Raw genomic sequence first — 19818 nt, forward strand, 5'->3', positions numbered from 1 at the left:
ATGAGAGGCTACTGCCCCTTTTTTACTGGATATAAAGAGGCAAAATTTGGGATATGTTGCTCCCAAAGAGGAGGATAACCAATGTGCTTTTGCACGGCACTAATGAACTCTCTAACCAATGCAGTCTGTTTTCGATGCGGATAAAGTGCGTATATTGCTAAGCCTTGATTACATAATGGGTAATCCGTAAGTAACGTTGTTAATCCCATGCTTTCGATAGAACGCTCAAGGTTTGATGAGGCAACCACAGCATAACCTAAACCGTCTTGAACGGCTGACAATAAGGTTCGAACATCATTTACCTTATAATTACCTTTCATTTTATAGCTTTTAAATTGAGATGAATCTGGGCTTTCACCTAATCGAACGGTATCTACCGTTAATGTGCCATTGCTGTAAATAACAGAGGGTAAATTTACCAATTCTTCTGGTGTACTTGGCTCTCCAAAGCGTTCGATAAATGAATGTGAAGCAAGAATCACCCCTCGAATGTCTGCCACTTTTTTCGCTATCAAGCTTGAATCATCCAATCGGCCTAATCGAAAAGCGACATCAAAATGCTCTGAAATAATATCGGAGCGCTTATCATCCATCATCAGAACCACCTCAACATCTGGATAAGTGGCCATAAACTGACTGATAACAGGTTGTAAATACCCTTGCCCAATATGCAATGGAGCTGTAATTCTAATTCGCCCTTTTGGTACTGCTTGATATGAGTCTGCAATGGATTTCACATTATCTAATGAGCCAACTAACTGATACGCTTGCTCTAAGATCTCTTCGCCTGCAGGTGTTAATGAGAAAGTACGAGTCGAGCGGTTAAGTAACTGAACACCTAGCTCTGCTTCTAATTTTTTGATCTGTTTTGAAAGCGCAGAATTATCCATATCATGCAATGCAGCTGCTTTAGTGAATGAGCCTTGTTGCACCACATCAATAAATAGAGAAAGTTGATTAACCAGAGACATACCTTTACCTAAAACACCCGTCGATTTGATTTAAAATGAAACCGATCCAAATACATTGTGATATTAAACCTTAATTTTAGTGCGAATACGAAAATTATTCAGACTATTCGGTTATGGTACGTATAAAAAAGGAGCCACGAAGGCCCCTTTAAATTTATATCTAACCGCTTAATGCGTTAGCTTCTTGCCAAATTACTCATCGTCTAAAGGAATAAGTTTGGTGCTTCCGCCGTGCAGCTTTTCACGACGACGTTGTACCATGGCGTAGAAACCAGGGATAAGTAGCGTACCCACTAATAACACACACAATAGACCACCAATCAGTGACACACCTAGTGAGTTTTGGCTGATGTAACCTGCCCCCGATGCGAACACCAGCGGTAAGATACCTAGGATAAACGACCACGATGTCATGTTTACCGCACGAAATCTTAAACGACCACCGTTCACTGACGCATCATCTAAGCCTACCTCTTTCTCTTCACGCTCATTTTTCGCAAATTCAACAATCAAAATAGCATTTTTGGCGGCCAATGCGATTAAAAGAACCAAACCAATTTGTGCGTATAAATTCAACGGCATCCCCGTTAAATTAAGCGCAAAGAAGGATCCAAAGGTTGCCACTGGCACCACAAGAATAATCGCAAGAGGAATACTCCAACTCTCGTATTGTGCCACCATGAATAGATAGATAAAGATCAGCGCTAGCGCAAACGCATAAATCGCTTGGTTACCCGCTTTCACTTCTTGATACGCCATACCTGTCCATTCATATTGGTAACCATGTGGAAGCACTTCAGCTGCAACACGTTCCATCGCTGCAATAGCATCACCGCTTGAATACCCAGCGGCAGGCTGCCCTTGGATCACCGCTGAACGATACATGTTGTAACGCCACGCTACATCAGGTTCAAATACCGTGTCATAAGTAACTAATGTACTTAATGGTACCATTTGACCAGAGCTTGCACGAACGTGGAATTTATCCAAATCATCCATGCTGCTACGATACTGTCCATCAGCTTGCATAGTAACTCGGAAGTTCTTACCAAACATAGTAAAGTCATTCACGTACATTGAACCTAAGTTACCTTGCAGTGTTTGGAAAATAGAACCTAATGAAACACCTAATTGTTTTGCTTTTTCACGGTCAATATCCACATAGTAGTGTGGAACATTGGCACGGAACGTACTGAAGGTATATTGAATTTCAGGTTGCTGATTTGCCGTTTGAATCACTTGATTCATAACATTAGCCAAATCAGTACGGCTACGACCTAAGGTATCTTCAAGAACAAATTCAAAACCAGACGCCGCCCCCATTCCCGGAACCGCTGGTGCACCCATTGCAAAAATAACCGCTTCAGGTAACTCCATGGCAGCACGCCCATTAATACGGTTGGTAATTGCAAATGAAGAGTTGTCTCCCTCCATGTCATTACGCTCACCCCAAGGCTTTAATTTCACAAACAGTGACGCACCATTTGATGCAGCAGCACCGGTTAAAAACGCATAACCATTGGCTACAGTGACCCCATCAACACCTTGCTCTTGCTCAATGATCTCAAGTACTTTGGCAGACACTTCTTCAGTACGAGAAAGTGACGCTGAGTCAGGTAGTTGAACGTTAACCAGTAAAATGCCTTTATCTTCTTGTGGTACAAACGCAGTTGATGTGGTCTTTGCAAAGAAGGTTACTGCACCTAAAGCAATCACAAAGAATGTCATCAGGATCATGGTTTTTCGTACAAAGAAACCAGCAATCTCACCATATTTATCGGTTACTTTATCTAAACCACGGTTAAAGGCTTTAAACCAACGAGCCGTATTATCCCCTCCTTGTTTTAGAACCAGAGAACACAATGCAGGCGACAATGTCAGTGCATTAATGGATGAAATAATTACCGCAATACAGATGGTTAATGCGAATTGACGATACATGATGCCAGTGATCCCCGGAAGCATAGCAACAGGAATAAATACCGCAAGCAGTACCAGAGTAGAAGTAATGATTGGGCCTGTTACTTCTTTCATCGCAATCAAAGTGGCCTTTCTTGGGCTTAATGAAGGATCACGCTTCATAATAGTATCGACGTTTTCTATAACCAAAATGGCATCATCCACCACAATACCAATGGCAAGAATAAGTCCAAATAACGTCACGGTATTAATGGTGAACCCTGTCATCAGCATGACAGCAAAGGTACCAATTAACGACACTGGAATCGCAACCACTGGGATTAACGTCGCACGAGCACTGCCTAAAAACAGATACGTTACAGCAATAACCAATAGAATCGCTTCAATTAAGGTTTTTACTACCCCTTTAATGGATTCTGCAACAAACAGCGTAGTGTCATAACTGGTTTCATACGCCAGACCTTCAGGGAAAGTCGCACTTAGCTTTTCAAGCATCTCCATTACCGCTTTTCCACTCTCCAATGCGTTCGCATCAGATTGCAAAGAAAGCGTTACGATAGAGGCATCTTTTCCTCTAAATTGACCATTACCGTCATAGAATTTCTTACCTAACTCAACACGAGCAATGTCTTTTAAATAAACAGATGATCCATCGTTATTTGCTCGAAGAACGACATTTTCAAACTCTTCAACCGACTCTAAACGTCCTTTAGTTACTAGGTTAAACTGCACATCTTGCGCACTCGCATAAGGTGCTGCACCAATTTTACCCGCTGCAACTTGTACGTTTTGTTCGGCTAACGCGGCATGAACATCGGATGTGGTTAACCCTAAGTTGGTCATTTTGTCTGGATCAAGCCAAACACGCATCGCGTATTCGCCACCACCAAGCACTCCAACTTCACTAATGCCAGTAACACGAGCAAGTTGATCTTTGATATTCAGGTTTACGTAGTTAATTAAGAATTGATCGTCATATTTCCCATCAGGCGAGTAGAAGTTCAATACCATCAATAAGTCAGGAGAACGCTTCTTAACAGTCACCCCTACCATACGCACTTCTTGTGGCAATTTAGATTCAATCTGCGCCACACGGTTCTGAACGTTAACCTGTGCCATGTCAGGATCGGTGCCCACATCAAAGGTGACATTTAATGAATATGAGCCGTCGTTGGCACTTTTTGAAGACATGTAAATCATGTTCTCTACGCCATTGACGGAGGTTTCTATGGGATCAGCAATCGCCTGTTCAACTACCTCAGCACTTGCCCCCGTGTAGTAAGCACTTACACTAACCGATGGCGGACTGATTTTTGGGTATTCAGCAACAGGTAATACTGCTAATGCAATGGCTCCGGCAAGAGTGAGGATAATAGAAATAACCAGAGCAAATTTAGGACGCTGTATAAAAAATCGACTTAGCATATTAAGACTCCGTGTTCTCTAAACGAACCTGAACTCCGTTTCTTACACGTTGTAATCCTTTTACTAATACTTGTTCATTGGCATTAATTCCTGAACTTATGATCACTCCCTCTGGTAACTGTTTACCTAGAGTGACATTACGACGCTCTGCAATATTACCTTCGGTTAATACCATGACAAAATCGCCTTCTAAATCACTTTGCACTGCACGTCTTGGAGCGACTAAGACTTCTGTTGGCTGCTTCTCTCTCAAATTTACATTGATATGTTGACCAGGAAGTAGCGTATGCTCAGGGTTATCAACCAAAGCACGCAGTGTTAATGTGCCGGTTGTTTTGTCGATACGGTTACCAATGAAATCGACTTTGCCAAGATGTTTATACTCTTTACCATTTTCAAGGTTCAATACCACTTCCACTTGGCTTGACGCCCCTTTTCCATCACCTTCAATCGCATCAATTCCCATCATCAAACGCTCACGCTCACTGATGGTAAAACGAGTATGAATTGGGTCTAAACTAACTAAAGTAGTTAACACACCAGATGCTGGAGATACTAAATCTCCAATACTGGCTTTACTGTCACTGATTCGACCTGTGAATGGCGCTGTAATGGTGGTGTAAGACAAGTTAACTTGTGCCAACTTCAATTGCGCTTGAGCAGCCTCAACTTGTGCTTCCGCACTCAATAATTGCGCGGTTAGACCATCAAATTCAGCTTGGCTAATATTGCCTTTGGGTAATAGATTTTTGCCACGATTAAAGTCTAACTGGGCTTTTTTAAGCGCTGCATTGGCTTGAGTAATTCCGGCTTTTGCGTTGGCAACTTGGGCTTCGAAAGAGGAAGGATCAATTTGGAAAAGTACATCCCCCTTCTCAACCATTTGGCCTTCTTTAAACTGGCGAGACTGAATGTATCCTGAAACTTGAGCTGAGATAGAAGCATCTTCCATGGCTTCGATTCGACCGATGTAGGTTTTTCCTTGTTGGTACGAAATAGGCTCAACGGTGTAAGTTCCAACAAGTGGGGCTTGCGGAGCTCGTTGAGCAGTTGATTCATCACTACAGCCAACGAGTAAAGCTGCACTAATAATTGAAGCAAGAAGCGTTTTGGATTTCATAATATAACCATTTAACTGTTGAATTACCTATATTCTGACAGTTAAATGGTTAAAATTATTAATCTAAATAAAACGAGTATGTTACTGAATGTGTCTGTAATTTACGTTGATGTTTATTGATAATGAGATAATTAATAAGTTCTTTATTATCAATAACTAACAATCAAACCTAAAAGCTTACAAATTTACATTCGCTTGGTAAGTCCAAGCCACAAAACGACTGATTTTTTGCCCTTGAGCCATTTCAATGGTTTTAATCGTTTTAACGCCGATCTTTTCTAATTCTTTATACAGCTCAGCTACATTTTCTTTCTTAGAAATCAATGTAGTAAACCATTGTACTTGTAGTGAAAATTCACGACTTTGCTGAGCCATTTTAAGAATAAAGGCTAATTCACCACCTTCACACCACAATTCTGCTTTTTGACCACCAAAGTTCAATGCTTTTGCATTCTGCATCTCTTGGAAAGCGTGGCCTTTTTTCGCTTTATTTGCTGCTAGATTTTTTTGCTTACGCTCAGTTCCTGCTGTCGCTTCGGCTTCTGATGCATGGAAAGGAGGATTACACATAGTAAAGTCAAAAAACTCAGTTGGCTTAATAATGCCTTTAAAAATGTTCTCTTCATTCTTTTGCAGACGACACTCAATACCTTTTAGACTTGGGTTGTTATTAGCAATGAACGAGGCCATTTTAATCGATTGAGGGTCGATATCTGAGCCAACAAAACTCCACTGATATTCACGATTACCAATAATTGGGTAAACACAGTTTGCGCCCACTCCCACATCTAAGCCTTTTACTTTCTTACCTGTTGGGATTGTCCCTTCATTTGTAATCGCAAGTAAATCAGCAATATTGTGAATGTAATCAGCACGCCCCGGAATAGGTGGACACAGGTAACCCTGAGGAATATCCCAAAACGGTACATTGTAGAAATGCGCTAATAACGCTTTATTTAACGCCTTAACCGCTTGAGGATCTGAAAAGTTAATTGATTCATTACCGTATTGATTGGTCTCAACAAACGGTTTTAATTCTGCACACGCCTTAATCAGAGCTGGAAAATCATAGTTTCCTGTGTGTTTATTACGTGGGTGCAATGATTTCTTAGTAACGTTTGATTTAGTATTTGTCATATCAACTTACGAGTAATACCAATCACAATCTGTGATCAGAAATAGCGAAAAAAAGAAAAAGGCATCGAGTGAACTGACACCCGATGCCTTCTAAACTGAATACACTCTATAATTAGAATGCTTGTGGTGCATAACCTGTCATTTCTTTAATGCCAAGTTCTTTACCTAGTGCTGTCATTGGGTGAACAACAACTAAACCACGAACTGATTTTTTAAGTTTACCCATATCAGCTTGTTCAGCTTTAGTGATTGCACGCTTGAAAGGAAGGTTACGTACTTCAGTACCTTTGTTACCTGTTTCAAACTGTTGCTTACCTTTAAGCTTTGTTAGTTTTTTTTCAAGCGTTTGAATTTCATGCAAGAATTGCTTAACGACAGGTTGATCATCACGCTTTTGTGCAGCCGCTAAACGGTGCTTACAACGATCTAAACGGTTATGAATTTTTTGCAGTTCTTCTTTTACACTCATGAAATTACCTTTGTATTGAAAATGGTGCGCATTGACGCTAACTGGTAGTATACCCTCTATTAGAACAACGATCATAGGTTTATTACATGCTAACCATCTCAAACCAAGTCCAATTAGCCGATTGGGAAATTGAACTTACTGCAATTCGAGCACAAGGTGCTGGTGGTCAGAATGTAAATAAAGTCTCTAGTGCCATTCATCTTCGCTTTGATATTAGCCATTCAACGCTTCCTGCTTTCTATAAAGAGCGTCTACTGAAAATGCGTGATCACCGTATCACCAAGGAGGGTATTATCATCATTAAGGCACAACAATTTCGGACACAGGAGAAAAATCGAGAAGATGCCCTTGATCGTTTAAAGCAACTCATTCAATCTGCTACTGAAACTCAAAAAGCACGTAAAGAGACCAAACCAACACGAAGCTCACAGCATAAGCGTATGGATAAAAAATCGCAGCGCGGTCAAACAAAGAGCATGAGAAAGAAGGTAGATTACTAATGTATCAACAAACGTTAAAAGAAACATTTGGCTTTGATTCTCTAAGAGGCGGTCAACAGCAAGTGATTGAGAAAGTGCTAAATGGTCACTCATCTGCTGCTATTTTTCCAACTGGATCAGGTAAATCTCTTTGTTACCAACTGCCTGCGCTTATTTTACCAAATCTTACCTTAGTCATTTCTCCACTTTTGGCTTTAATGAAAGACCAAATTGCTTTTTTAAAAAGTAAAGGTATTGCTGCTGCATCCATCGATTCAACGCAAACAAGAGAAGAAACTCAAGCCATTTTACAAGGCGTAAGAAACGGTGAAATTAAAATATTAATGATTTCAGTCGAACGCTTGAAGAATGAACGCTTTCGTCAATTTATCGCTCAAATTAATATTTCATTATTAGTGGTGGATGAAGCACACTGTATTTCGGAATGGGGTCATAATTTCAGACCCGATTACCTAAAACTACCACAGGATCGCGAAGCTCTGAATATTCCTCAGGTATTACTTCTAACGGCTACAGCAACACCTGCGGTTATTGAAGATATGAGTAAAAAATTCAATATTGCTCAAGATGATATTGTGATTACAGGCTTCTACCGTTCAAATCTAGATATCTCAATCATTCCGGTTGAAGAAGAGCAAAAACGCTCAGCGCTATTTGCAACATTAAAACAACGACCAGACCAACCAAGTATTGTATATGTCACACTACAGCAAACCGCTGAAAACGTTGCTCAGTGGCTACAAAGTAATGGTATTCAAGCTAAGGCTTACCACGCAGGTTTAAAAAATGACGTCCGTGAAACGATTCAACATCAATTTATGCACGGTGAAATAAATTGTATCGTAGCCACCATAGCATTTGGTATGGGAGTCGATAAATCGGATATTCGACAGGTTATTCATTTTGATTTACCTAAATCTATTGAAAACTATTCACAAGAAATTGGTCGTGCAGGGCGTGATGGTTTACCTTCTTTCTGTACAGTGTTAGCAAACACCTCTGGTTTAAATGTATTAGAGAACTTTGTGTATGGCGATACACCAGACAGAGAAGCAATCCAGTATGTGCTAGATGATATTTACCAAGCAAATGAAACGTGGGAGACACAACTACTGCGTTTATCTAAAGACAGCAATGTTCGTCAATTACCCTTAAAAACATTACTCGTTTATTTAGAATTGAAAAAAATCATTCAAGCTAAATACAGCTACTATGCCGATTATCGTTTTAAAACACTTATTCCTATAAACGATATTATTGCTAAGTTTCAAACGGAACGTCAGCAATTCGTATCAACTATTTTTCAGTGTTCACCAAAAGCAAAAACCTGGCACACAGTCGATTTTGATGCCTTATGGATGGGATTCCGAGGTGAGCGAAAACGTGTGATCGCTGCATTAGACTATTTTAATGAACAAGGTTGGATAGAGCTTGAAAGTAAGCAAATGACTGAGGTTTATCAGGTTTTAAACAAAGTTGAAAGTACGCATGTTCTCTCTCAAGAGCAGCATCAACTATTCAAAAATAAAGAACAGAGTGAAATAAATCGAATTCATGCCATGTTGGATTTTTTTGAAACCAAAAGCTGCTTAAGCCATGCCCTTGCTCATTACTTTGCTGATTTTAATGCGCCAGAAAAATGTGGTCACTGCTCTGCTTGTCGATCTGAAGCTGCCGTTTTGCCTCGCAGTTCGTCTCACTTTATTGCTGATGATGAAAATGTAAAAGCATTGTGCCAAGAGCTTCAAAACAGCAGCAAAGAGCCATTAGCCAATGCCGTTTTTGCTCGTTTTTTATGTGGTATTCCAACCCCACTAACCAGCAAAATTAGAGCAAATAAAATGCAAGGATTTGGGAAGTTTGAGTCTCAACCTTTTTTTGAAGTGCTTGAATTAGTCGGAAAATTGAACGGATAATTTATAAAGTGTGAGCGTGTTTACATTTCATCAACACCATGTGAACCCCATACGCTATAAATGATAATATCATCCTATACTAATGAAAATTCATTACTTGGGAAAAAGGATGATTGAAAAGTTTTTAGCGTTTTCAGAAAAAAAATCTGCTGTACATTTTGTGATCCCAGAAGATACATCACTTACCTCTCCTATTGCTTACTCAGACATAGATAATGCGTTGAGTGCAATGGGAGTGGGTCATTATTACCAATATCAAAGTAATATTGATGAAATCACTGCTGCAATTAACAATGGCGAAATTACCGCACTTAATAATGTCATGATTGCTCAATGCTTAGATGCTCAACTCGTCGTTCATATGCAAGATGATGAAATGAAGGCATCAATGACAGTGACTGGAGCTTATGGCGGTCACCCTGTTCGTGGCCCTGAAATCATTCAAGCATTAACAGAAAATGGCATCACTAAAGGCGTAAAAAAGGAGGCTTTAAAAGTTCTCTTGCTCAAAGGAAAAGATCTTGCTCCGGGAGAAACCTACTCAGATGTTATTGCTGTTGGTCGAGAAGCAGTGGAAGGACAAGATACACAGTTTGAAGCCTTAGTACCCAACATTCATGAACGTGTACTTCAGCCACAAGAAACCGATGATGGCCATGTAGATATGCGCGATCTAGGTAATGTCATTAGCGTTAAACAAAATACGCCACTAATGAGGCGGATCCCTGCAACACAAGGCATAAATGGCAAAACCATTACTGGAAAAATCATTACTGCTACACCAGGAACGGACATTCCTTTCCAACTTTACCCTGGCTCTTCTCTTGCTCCTACCGATCCAAACTTACTGATTGCAGATATTGATGGTAGCCCATTAATCAATAAATCTGGCGTTGGTATTGATAACTTACTGACATTAAAAACCGTTAACGCTACATCTGGTCATGTCTCTTTTGAGGGCAGTATTTTCATTCAACAAGATATTGAATCAGGAATGAAAGTTACCGCCACAGGGAGCATTACTGTCGGTGGTTTTATCGAAAATGCAGAAGTAACGGCAAAACACGATATCACCGTCATGCACGGTATTATCGGTCGTCCTGTTCAAGATGGAGAGCCATTGACCTGCATAGTGAGTTCAGAAGGTACTATCACATCAAAACTGGCTCAGAATGCACATTTAATGGCGCATCAGGATGTTCATATTACGCTCCATGCTAATCATTGCTTAATTGAGTCGTTAGGTTCGATTTTTGTGATTGATAAAGCCGAAAGAAATGGAACCATTAGCGGTGGTAACTTAGTTGCAAATGGGGCAATTAAAACCGCTAACCTTGGTATAGAAGGTGGCGCATATACCAAAGTTCAGGCTTTTCATGATTTTGAAACTCAAAAAGAGAACCTTCATTTACTTCAAAAGCAAATAAATGAAGTTAAAACTCAACTGATTAAAATTTCAAATATTCATATGGAGCAACAACCCAATGAATTAGCTGAAAAGATCCTGCGTTCAAAGGAAAAATCAGAGCAAGACTTGCAAGTTTTAGGTTCAAAACTTCAACGAGAGCAAATCACATTTAATAATGGTTTAAAAGAAAATACGGTCTTTGTAACCAATAAGATTTTCCCTAGAGTAGATGTTCAATTTAACACACATCACTTAGTTACAAAGAGAGAATATAGCCCTAGTAAAATTTCTTATTCTGGTTATGAAATCGATGTAGAACCCATCATGATCAAAAAGAAATAATCTCTTTTCTTCAGATAAAAAAATAGCATTGGCAATAATGCTCAATGCTATTTTTCTTCACCAATATATTAATTGGTTATTGAGTAACAAGTGCTGCTCTTTCTTCTTTATTTACTTTGAATACCATAACAGCACCAATAAATAAGAACACAAGTTGCAATAACATAATGCTACCCATAGAGATTGCACCTAGGTAACTAATGCTTGAAACCATCGCACTTGCTGCTACACAGAACAACATTTGTAAAAAGTTAAGTAGACCAGAAGCTACTGCACTGCCTTCTTTAAAATCAACTAATGCGTTATTTACTACGATTGGGTAAATTGCACCATTTGCTGCTGCTAAGAAACAGAATGGAATTAGCATTGGGATAATAGAAGATACATCCATTCTCCACGATACTAAGAACACCGTACCCACACTTGCAATAGACAGTTTTAAAATCCACGGCAGTACTTTTTGTGCATCAAAACGCTCTAATGCCCAACGACAACCGTATCCACCAACGATGAACGCAATAGTTTGTGGAACATAACTTAAACCGATATCAGCACCTGAATAACCCATTTGCGTCATTACGAACGGTGAACCGGTTAGCCACGCAAAGAAAATTGCTGAACTTGCTGCGTAAATTAGCATATTACCTGTGAATTTTTTTGACTTGATAACATCACGAAATGTGATGCTTTTTGTTGACGTCGATTTTTCTTGTTTTGGTTCTTTATCTACAAAAGTTCGCAATGCTAGACCAACACCAATCACAGTTAGTGTTACAAAAATCATTGACCAACCGTAGAACTTTTCAATCGCAGCACCCAATAATGGCGCTAACGCAGGAGAAAGTGCAACAAGTGGCATGATGGTAGCGAAAACACGTTGTGATGTTTTTGCATCATAACGTTGAATTACCATTGCTTGCCAAATAACGTTTGCACTACACGCACCTAACGCTTGGAAAAAACGAGCAACTAATAACATTTCTACACTGGTTGAAAATGAAGCAGCTAAACTGCTGATAGCAAAAATACTTAGACCAATGATTAATGATTTTTTCGTACCTAATTTTTGAGTTAATCGACCGTAAAAAAGTTGACCAATCGCCATACCTAACAAGAAAATGCTTAGGGTTAAACCAATCATATTTTCTGTTGTACCTAAATCACCGCGGATGATATCGAATGCAGGTAAATACATATCTGTTGCTAAGAAACCAAGCATACTTAAGCCAGCAAGCCAAATATAAGGAATCGATTGTTGTTTATTTTCCATGTTCTTCTCCAAAGCTGAACATTCTTAAAATTCGTTGCATTCTATGTGCTAGTTGCTACTCTTGTGAAACGATATAATTTGCACTTTGCATCAAATTATTTGATGTGAATAAATAACCATCAGGTATTTTATGTTTTCATATCATGAATTAATCACTATTGAGTCCGTAGCTCGACTGGGCAGCTTTAGCCAAGCAGCAGATGAATTACACAAAGTACCCAGTGCGATTAGCTATACGATTAAATCAGTAGAAGATCGCTTAACTGTTGTTTTATTTACTCGACTTCATCGGCGAGTAGAGCTCACAGCCGCTGGTACTTATTTTGTAGACCAAGCCAGAAAGTTATTAAAAGATATGGAAGAAATTCGCTTTAATACTCAGCGAGTTGCTAATGGTTGGCAACAAAGTGTTTCGGTTGCATTGGACAATGTGGTTCGAGAAAACAGTGTAAATCAACTCGTACGTGATTTTTACGCTACTTTTCCTGATATTGAACTTCAACTAACGATGGAAGTGTTTAATGGGGTGTGGGATGCATTAATGACAGGTAGAGCGGATATTGGTATTGGTGCAACAGCAACAATTCCTATTGGTGGTGACTTTTCTTATCGCCCTATGGGAGAGTTAGCATGGGATTTTATCGTCAGCATCAACCATCCTCTAGCAAGTTTTGAACATGACATCCCTAATGAAGAATTAGTTAAATACCCAGCGATTTGCCTTGAGGATACCTCTCAAATCTTACCTAAGCGTTCAACATGGCTATTAGATAATCAACGTCGATTAATCGTTCCCAATTGGCACAGCGCTGAACAGTGTTTTATTGATGGCTTAGGAGTTGGGGTTATTCCTAATCACAGAGCTAAACGATTATTAGAAACCGGGCAAGTAATCAGTAAAAAAATTGAACACCATATAGCTCCTAGCCCATGCTGTTTAGCTTGGAATAATAATAATCAATCTATTGCGATTCAGTGGTTACTAGACTATTTAGGTGATAGCGACAAGCTTAATAGTGAATGGCTAAAAGAATTTTAGGTTATTAAAAAAGCGATGGTCATAAGATCATCGCTTTTTCAGCTTTAATACAAAATGAATAACGACAAGATCATGGCGCTAAACGATCGATCTGCCAATCATTTTGATCTTTACTGTATAAGAATCGGTCATGAAGTCGATGATCTCCTCCCTGCCAAAACTCTATAGAATCGATCTTAATTCTAAATCCGCCCCAAAACTTAGGAACAGGGATCTCTCCTTTTGCAAACTTTTGTTTTAACTCGAGGTACTTACCTTCAAGAGCGGCTCTTGCCGTTAAACGACTACTCTGTTTACTTGCCCATGCGGCTATCTGACTTTCTTTTGGTCTTGATGTGAAATATTTCATGTTCTCAAGAGCCGTTAATTTCTCAGCAGTGCCTGTAATATGAACCTGACGCTCAAGTGGGTGCCATGGGAAATGCAGTGATATTTTACTATGATGTTCTAACTGTTGCGCTTTACGAGAACCTAAGTTGGTATAAAAAACAAAACCTGTTTTATCAAAATGCTTTAACAGCACTATGCGCTGAAATGGCTGCCCATTCTCATCCACCGTAGCTACTGTCATCGCTGTAGGATCTGTTAATTTAGCTTCTACTGCTTGCTTTAACCATAACTCAAATAAGTCTACAGGCTCTTGAGGTAAATCGGCTCTTCGTAAACCACCAAGGCTGTAATCACGACGAATATCTTCTAATTCCATGTAAATCCCACTTCGACTTCTTTAATTCCAATCCACATAAATTGTGCTCTTTTGAAACGAGCTAAACAAGAGGTGATATAAAAAAAGGGCCTAATTAGACCCTAAATTTTGTATTAACAATAAGTTAGATAGTGTCATCTAATTTAAAAAGCTGCTCATCAAGTAGTTTAGTTAGGATCTCCGCTTGATTTGAGAAATTAGCATTGTCCAACCCAAATGAACCAACACCTCCCTCAACAACAATCGTATGATCTTTACCTGCATCATCCGTAATCGAGAGCGTTAAATCATCACCATCTTCAGAGATGGTTATATGTTCAAGTAAATCATTAAGATCATTTTGATGAATATCATCATTTAATATTTCAGTAATATCAATTAAGTCTTCACCTTTAGTGAAATCTTTAATGGTATCAATTCCTGAATCAGCACCTTGATCAACCCATTTAAAGATGTCATCACCAATACCCCCAACTAAGATATCATCTCCGAGACCACCTATTAGAATATCGTTACCTTGATGAGCAAAGATAACGTCATCTTCATCGCGACCAATAACCACATCATTACCGGTTGAACCACTTAATGAATGATTGATCTGTATATTCGTTTCATCAGAAGGACTAACATTAAGCGTTGCTTGCTGTAAATGCTCAACACCTTCGCCATCAATGACAGTATAGGCAAGTTCATATGTAACCGATTTACCACTATCAATGAGAGTCGGGTTATCGATAGGTTGGAATAAGTAACTTCCATCTTTACTAATCAATAAATTACCGTAATCAGTTACAAGCTGAAGCTTCTCTTCATAAAGATTAATGTCCACATTTTCTGAGGATGCATTTCCATCTTGATCTATAACTTTTAATACATTGATTTTAGATGCCTCAATAACAAGCTCTGAGTTAGCAATTCCAGTTAAAGAACCAGTAAGTGCTCCTTGCTGCCCAATAGTAGGTTTAAGCTGAGGGAGTACCGTATATAACTCTTTATCTTCGATATAAATAACATTATCACTAATATCAGTTAACCCACCTAAATATGGATTATTTGTACCATCATTTATAACGCCTACCGCTTTGACTTCTTTATCTTCAATGAACTCATTCCATTGAACTAAAAGATCTGCAGGTATTACTTCGTTATTTTGGCCATCACTAATAAAGTAAATCACATCATTTGTATTTGATAAATCAACGTCATTCGGAATCTTATCATTCGAATACCCATCAAGTATCGCATAGATAGCTTCACTATAATCTGTTCCTCCCCCTATGTGGTAAGGGTCAGAAATCATCTCAATCTCGATAGCATCTTGTAGATGAGTAATTGCATCGGCAACAGAATACCACCCTAAAGAGGTGGCTGTGTCATTTTCATCATCATAATAACGATTATCAAAATCAATCAGTTGAACTTGCACTGTTCCTGAATTTGGTTGATTTTGAATATCTTCTAATAGCTTAATAGATGATTCTAAGACTAATTGCATTCTTTCTTTATCATCGACTTCAACATCTCCCATGCTTCCTGATGAATCAAGAGCAAGAGTAATTAATGTTGTCGGTAATGAACCACCCTGATCAACTAAAATATCTTGTGGTAAGGTTGCTTCAGCCTCCCCAGAAGAAGTATCAGAATTTGATGCTTCAATCGCTGTTGCTGTCGCCTTTAATGTAAAGTCAGATTCAGACTTAGGAACTTGAATACTCAGGTTACTGAAATCAACAGTCTGATTTCCCGTACCAACTGGAAGAATCCAACTACCCGTAGCCTCATCATAAGTACCAATCGGCTGCTTATTCTCATCTAAAATTACTGCATTTTCACTTAGTCCAGACAATACTAACGATTCCAGCGACTCACTGCCATCAAGGTCTGTAACACTTGCCGATAGATCTAATGGGATCTCAACATTTTGTATGATCGTATAACTACCATCTGGGTTTAACTCAACGATCGCATCAGAAAACACAAGTCGTTCAATTTGATATAACTGATCTCCATTATCTTCTGGTGCTGTATGATCGTAGCCTGTATCACGCCCCAATGTATCTGTAACTACCCAGTGATCAACGCCTCCACCATGTGATCCACCTTGGTTCGTAATTAAATATTCATCGATGCTTCCGCTATAAATAACAGCATCAACACCAGAATCAAGAGGACCTGTACCACCATAAATAGAGTCATTTAACCCGCCACCAACAAAAACATCATTGCCTGTTCCGTGAATAGAATCACCAATTAAGTTATCACCTAGTGGAGTACCTATGATTAAGTTATTTCCATCATCAGCAACAACCATCGCAGCGTTGTAAGTTACATTGCCAACCCCAGGAATAGTGCCGCCATTTTCAAAATATTCTTTAATCGCTTCAACATCACTAGTATCAAAACTAGGTGCTGAATTAGTAATAACTGGCTCGCCTAAAACTAAAGAAACCGTTGGTTTATCTGCTTGAGCATTAACAACCATTTCTGCAGTTCCTGTTGAGGTTTTATGCCCATCGCTCACCGTAATCGTAAATTCAACAGGTGAGTTACTATCGAAATGTTTATTTTCAACTGGAGTAAATGTGGCCCCAATTACTTCATTACCATTGAAAATAAGTTCTAAAGAACCAAATGCTGGATCAACGGTAATATTAGTTAGAGTTACATCATCACCATCCAAATCACTTATCAGTAACTCACTTAAGTTTAGTGGAATAGCTACATCTTCATACGTTTCACTAAATACTGAGTTATCAACAATTGGAGCATTATTCGTGGCTTTATCAGTACTATCGGTAGAAATAGTAATAACACCAGTATCTATCGCATCATCGCTATCTGTAGCTTGATAGTGAATATCTTCACTTACCATGGCATCAACTACTTCAACACCTTGTAGGGTCAAATTAGAATTTGATGATGTCGAACCTTCACCATGAATGGTATAAACTCTAATTTGGTCAAAACCGCTATCAAGCTGAATATTGGCGGTAAACTCGCCACTACCATCATAAATACCGTTACTTTCATCATCAAAGGTATAAGGACTTTCACCAACTAAAACCCCATCTTTGAAAAGTAATACTTGAACTTTGGCATCAGCACTGCTGTTTTCTGAATAATTTCCCCAAACACTACCAAAATCCATATTAACTTCAGTTATTACTACCGCTGTGGTATTTGGTGACCCAACATTGCTGAAGTCAATTTCAACATAATCTTTTGTTTTTACATCGATTTCGCTGTTACCAACACCTAAACCTGTTTCTTGAGCAACGTTATCATAATAAAGCGTTTCAGGGGTTAGCGTACTGGTATTATCAGGACTATCTCCGGTAAATTGTCCACCAGAAATAATAACACCACTTGCTAATGTAAATGAGTTAACACTTCCGTTTGAGTAATTTGGAGCAAAGTCTTCTTGAGCATTAAAACTTAAATCGTCATTGATCGATCCATCCAGAACATATTCAATTTGATCTGACTCCGTTAATATTGTCGAAGATGTAATTTCAGTTCTAGTATCTCCATCAACAACATAAAGCGTACCAAACTCTGGCGAATCAGTTATCGTAATGTCTACAAACTTGTTATCTGTATCGTTTTCGTCATCTTCAAGATCACTGACATATGCGTCGAAACTAAATTGAGCGCTAATATCATCAACCAACTGAATGTCAAAATCATTAGCAATAGGATCTACGTTGATAGTGACATCTTGTATTACTTCTGTCTTATTACCTGCAATATCTATTGCTGTTACGGTTAATGCATTTGCTCCTTCATTTAACTGATACGGAAGAGATATGGTGTATTCACCATTCTGATTTGCTGTCACTTCGTCGGTGGTATGAATAACACCATCTTTATCGGTATAAGTAATAGTAACCTTAGCACCAGCTTCAGTTACACCGGTGATATCTGGCGTTGTATTATTCGTTACGGTATCAGAGTTTGAACCTGTATTAGTATTATCTGTAATATCAGAAGTAATACCTAAATCACCATCCCCAACCGTTTCTGTCAGCACTTTAGTATCAACCGTTACATCTTGTGTAGTTGATACGGTATTTCCTGCTGAATCAACAGCAACAATATCAATAAGGTTAGAACCTTCAGCTAAAGCGTGCAAAATTGCGATGGTATAAACACCGTTAGCACTTGCTGTACTCGTAGCTGTGCGTAACGTGTCTGATGCGTCCCTATAGGTAATGGTTACCTTAGCTCCCGCTTCTGTTACGCCCGTAATATCAGGCGTTGCATCATTAGTGATTGTGTCATCATTAGAACCACTATTTGTAGCATCAGTGATATCTGAAGTGATACCAGTATTACCATCGCCATCGGTTTCCGTCAGAACGTCAGTATCAACTGTATGTGTTGATGTCACCTTACTTTCTACGGTATTACCAGCATCGTCACTTGATTTCACAACAACTTCAAACTCGGTATCCTCAGCCAAGTCACTACCCGCAACCTCAGCACTCCAAGTACCATCCTGATTAACTACCGTTTCGTAAGATTGGCCATTGATAATCATAGTAACAACATCATCTTTACTGATGTCACCACCAATTGCGGTACCCGTAACTATTATGGTCTCGCCACTTTCGCTAGCATTAATAACATCATCTTCTGTGATATTAGCAACCGTAACAGCGCCACCTTCTGCTAAGGTATCAATTACCGCAACGTCTTCGCCAGTCTCTGATTCATTTCCATATTTATCCGTTAGCGTTGCAGTAACTTTAATCTCATTACCTTCACCAGGACTTGGGAACGTTGTTGTTATAGTACCAGCGATTAAATGAGCAGCCGTTAAAGTGATCTCTTTTGTTGTGTTACCATCACTTACGGTAATGATCTCACCTTCTAAAGCTCCTATCGGTAAACCAATGCTCACGTCAATATCACCAACTAACTCAGAAGCGCTAATTAAACCATCATTAGGACTACTATCTTCTGTGATCACTACGGTTGGTGCAGCGCCGTCAGTACCAGTCTGAGTATCAACAGTGTGAAGCGATGTAACTTTACTCTCGACTATATTGCCCGCATCATCACTTGAGCTGACAGATACTTCAAATTCGGTATCTGCCGCTAAATCACTACCTTCAACAACCACACTCCAACTACCATCTTGATTAACCGTAGTTTCATAAGATTGCCCATTGATAATCATGGTGACAACATCATCTTTACTTATATCGCCACCTATTGCTGTACCTGAAACCATGATGGTCTCGCCACTTTCGCTAGCATTAATTACATCATCTTCAGTGATATTATCTACAATCACAGAACCTACATTTGCAGAAGTATCTAAAACAAAATCAAGTGTGTTTGAGCCAGACACATTACCTGCAGCATCAGTTTCACGAACTGTAATTGAGTTGTCACCTTCAACCACCGCAGGAGGGATTGTTGACCAACTGCCATCTGCAGCCTGATATTCAACTGTATTGCCAACTTCGCTTGGCGTTACTGTGAATGAACCATCATTCGTTAATAAATCACCATCACTAATACCCGAGTCAGTATCCAATGTGATCGTCGGAGCATTCGGCGCTTGCGTATCAAGCACAAAATCTAATG

At 39.2% G+C, this 19818-nt stretch carries 12 protein-coding genes; 4 read left to right on the forward strand and 8 right to left on the reverse strand.

The window, feature by feature from the left end:
* Positions 1-8 precede the first annotated feature (8 nt).
* The 5 genes from HC728_RS14390 to HC728_RS14410 all read right to left on the reverse strand — a co-directional run bounded on the left by HC728_RS14390 (position 9) and on the right by HC728_RS14410 (position 7042).
* A complete protein-coding gene (locus HC728_RS14390) occupies positions 9-971 on the reverse strand; it encodes a LysR family transcriptional regulator (RefSeq protein ID WP_017018922.1) in 963 nt (320 codons plus the stop codon).
* A 192-nt stretch (positions 972-1163) separates the two neighbouring features.
* Positions 1164-4316, reverse strand: a complete 3153-nt coding sequence (locus HC728_RS14395; RefSeq protein ID WP_017018921.1) for an efflux RND transporter permease subunit — start codon at positions 4314-4316, stop codon at positions 1164-1166.
* Position 4317: 1 nt separating this feature from the next.
* Complete coding sequence (locus HC728_RS14400; RefSeq protein WP_065597853.1) at positions 4318-5436, reverse strand: efflux RND transporter periplasmic adaptor subunit; 1119 nt, start codon at positions 5434-5436, stop codon at positions 4318-4320.
* Between the two features lie 177 nt (positions 5437-5613).
* Positions 5614-6573: a 23S rRNA (adenine(1618)-N(6))-methyltransferase RlmF gene (gene rlmF / locus HC728_RS14405; protein ID WP_005423879.1), complete on the reverse strand. Its 960-nt coding sequence runs from the start codon at positions 6571-6573 to the stop codon at positions 5614-5616.
* 112 nt (positions 6574-6685) lie between these two features.
* Positions 6686-7042, reverse strand: coding sequence for a YibL family ribosome-associated protein (locus HC728_RS14410; RefSeq protein ID WP_005423881.1), 357 nt, complete (start codon positions 7040-7042; stop codon positions 6686-6688).
* A gap of 86 nt (positions 7043-7128) precedes the next feature.
* Between HC728_RS14410 and arfB the strand changes: the two genes are divergently transcribed.
* The 3 genes from arfB to HC728_RS14425 all read left to right on the forward strand — a co-directional run bounded on the left by arfB (position 7129) and on the right by HC728_RS14425 (position 11208).
* On the forward strand, positions 7129-7542 hold the full coding sequence (gene arfB / locus HC728_RS14415) for an alternative ribosome rescue aminoacyl-tRNA hydrolase ArfB (protein WP_017018918.1): 414 nt from the start codon (positions 7129-7131) through the stop codon (positions 7540-7542).
* Positions 7542-9458 (forward strand): ATP-dependent DNA helicase RecQ, encoded by a 1917-nt coding sequence (locus tag HC728_RS14420; protein ID WP_017018917.1) that lies wholly within the window; start codon positions 7542-7544, stop codon positions 9456-9458. Before arfB ends, HC728_RS14420 begins: the two co-directional genes overlap by 1 nt.
* A 109-nt stretch (positions 9459-9567) precedes the next feature.
* Positions 9568-11208, forward strand: coding sequence for a DUF342 domain-containing protein (locus tag HC728_RS14425; RefSeq protein WP_054775132.1), 1641 nt, complete (start codon positions 9568-9570; stop codon positions 11206-11208).
* A gap of 76 nt (positions 11209-11284) precedes the next feature.
* Here HC728_RS14425 and punC read toward each other — a convergent pair whose 3' ends face one another.
* Positions 11285-12478 (reverse strand): purine nucleoside transporter PunC, encoded by a 1194-nt coding sequence (gene punC / locus HC728_RS14430; RefSeq protein WP_065623279.1) that lies wholly within the window; start codon positions 12476-12478, stop codon positions 11285-11287.
* A 130-nt stretch (positions 12479-12608) separates the two neighbouring features.
* Here punC and punR point away from each other — a divergent pair, with 130 nt between their 5' ends.
* A complete protein-coding gene (gene punR, locus HC728_RS14435; protein ID WP_065604822.1) occupies positions 12609-13517 on the forward strand; it encodes a DNA-binding transcriptional activator PunR in 909 nt (302 codons plus the stop codon).
* A gap of 70 nt (positions 13518-13587) precedes the next feature.
* On the opposite strand, the gene pdxH is transcribed toward punR, so the two are convergent.
* Both pdxH and HC728_RS14445 read right to left on the reverse strand, forming a co-directional pair.
* Entirely contained in the window at positions 13588-14223 is a 636-nt protein-coding gene (gene pdxH, locus HC728_RS14440; RefSeq protein ID WP_065595997.1) for a pyridoxamine 5'-phosphate oxidase, read from the reverse strand.
* A 124-nt stretch (positions 14224-14347) separates the two neighbouring features.
* Complete coding sequence (locus HC728_RS14445) at positions 14348-19807, reverse strand: Ig-like domain-containing protein (RefSeq protein ID WP_370539791.1); 5460 nt, start codon at positions 19805-19807, stop codon at positions 14348-14350.
* Between the last annotated feature and the right edge of the window lie 11 nt (positions 19808-19818).

Source organism: Aliivibrio sp. S10_S31 (assembly GCF_014694495.1).
Classification (GTDB): Bacteria; Pseudomonadota; Gammaproteobacteria; order Enterobacterales; family Vibrionaceae; genus Aliivibrio; species Aliivibrio fischeri.

Excerpts from the sequence above, each read along its gene's own strand:
- HC728_RS14410 (WP_005423881.1), bottom strand. The coding sequence starts at position 7,042 with ATGAGTGTAAAAGAAGAACTGCAAAAAATTCATAACCGTTTAGATCGT.
- punC (WP_065623279.1), bottom strand. The coding sequence starts at position 12,478 with ATGGAAAATAAACAACAATCGATTCCTTATATTTGGCTTGCTGGCTTA.
- HC728_RS14425 (WP_054775132.1), top strand. The coding sequence starts at position 9,568 with ATGATTGAAAAGTTTTTAGCGTTTTCAGAAAAAAAATCTGCTGTACAT.
- rlmF (WP_005423879.1), bottom strand. The coding sequence starts at position 6,573 with ATGACAAATACTAAATCAAACGTTACTAAGAAATCATTGCACCCACGT.
- punR (WP_065604822.1), top strand. The coding sequence starts at position 12,609 with ATGTTTTCATATCATGAATTAATCACTATTGAGTCCGTAGCTCGACTG.
- HC728_RS14400 (WP_065597853.1), bottom strand. The coding sequence starts at position 5,436 with ATGAAATCCAAAACGCTTCTTGCTTCAATTATTAGTGCAGCTTTACTC.
- arfB (WP_017018918.1), top strand. The coding sequence starts at position 7,129 with ATGCTAACCATCTCAAACCAAGTCCAATTAGCCGATTGGGAAATTGAA.
- pdxH (WP_065595997.1), bottom strand. The coding sequence starts at position 14,223 with ATGGAATTAGAAGATATTCGTCGTGATTACAGCCTTGGTGGTTTACGA.
- HC728_RS14395 (WP_017018921.1), bottom strand. The coding sequence starts at position 4,316 with ATGCTAAGTCGATTTTTTATACAGCGTCCTAAATTTGCTCTGGTTATT.
- HC728_RS14420 (WP_017018917.1), top strand. The coding sequence starts at position 7,542 with ATGTATCAACAAACGTTAAAAGAAACATTTGGCTTTGATTCTCTAAGA.
- HC728_RS14390 (WP_017018922.1), bottom strand. The coding sequence starts at position 971 with ATGTCTCTGGTTAATCAACTTTCTCTATTTATTGATGTGGTGCAACAA.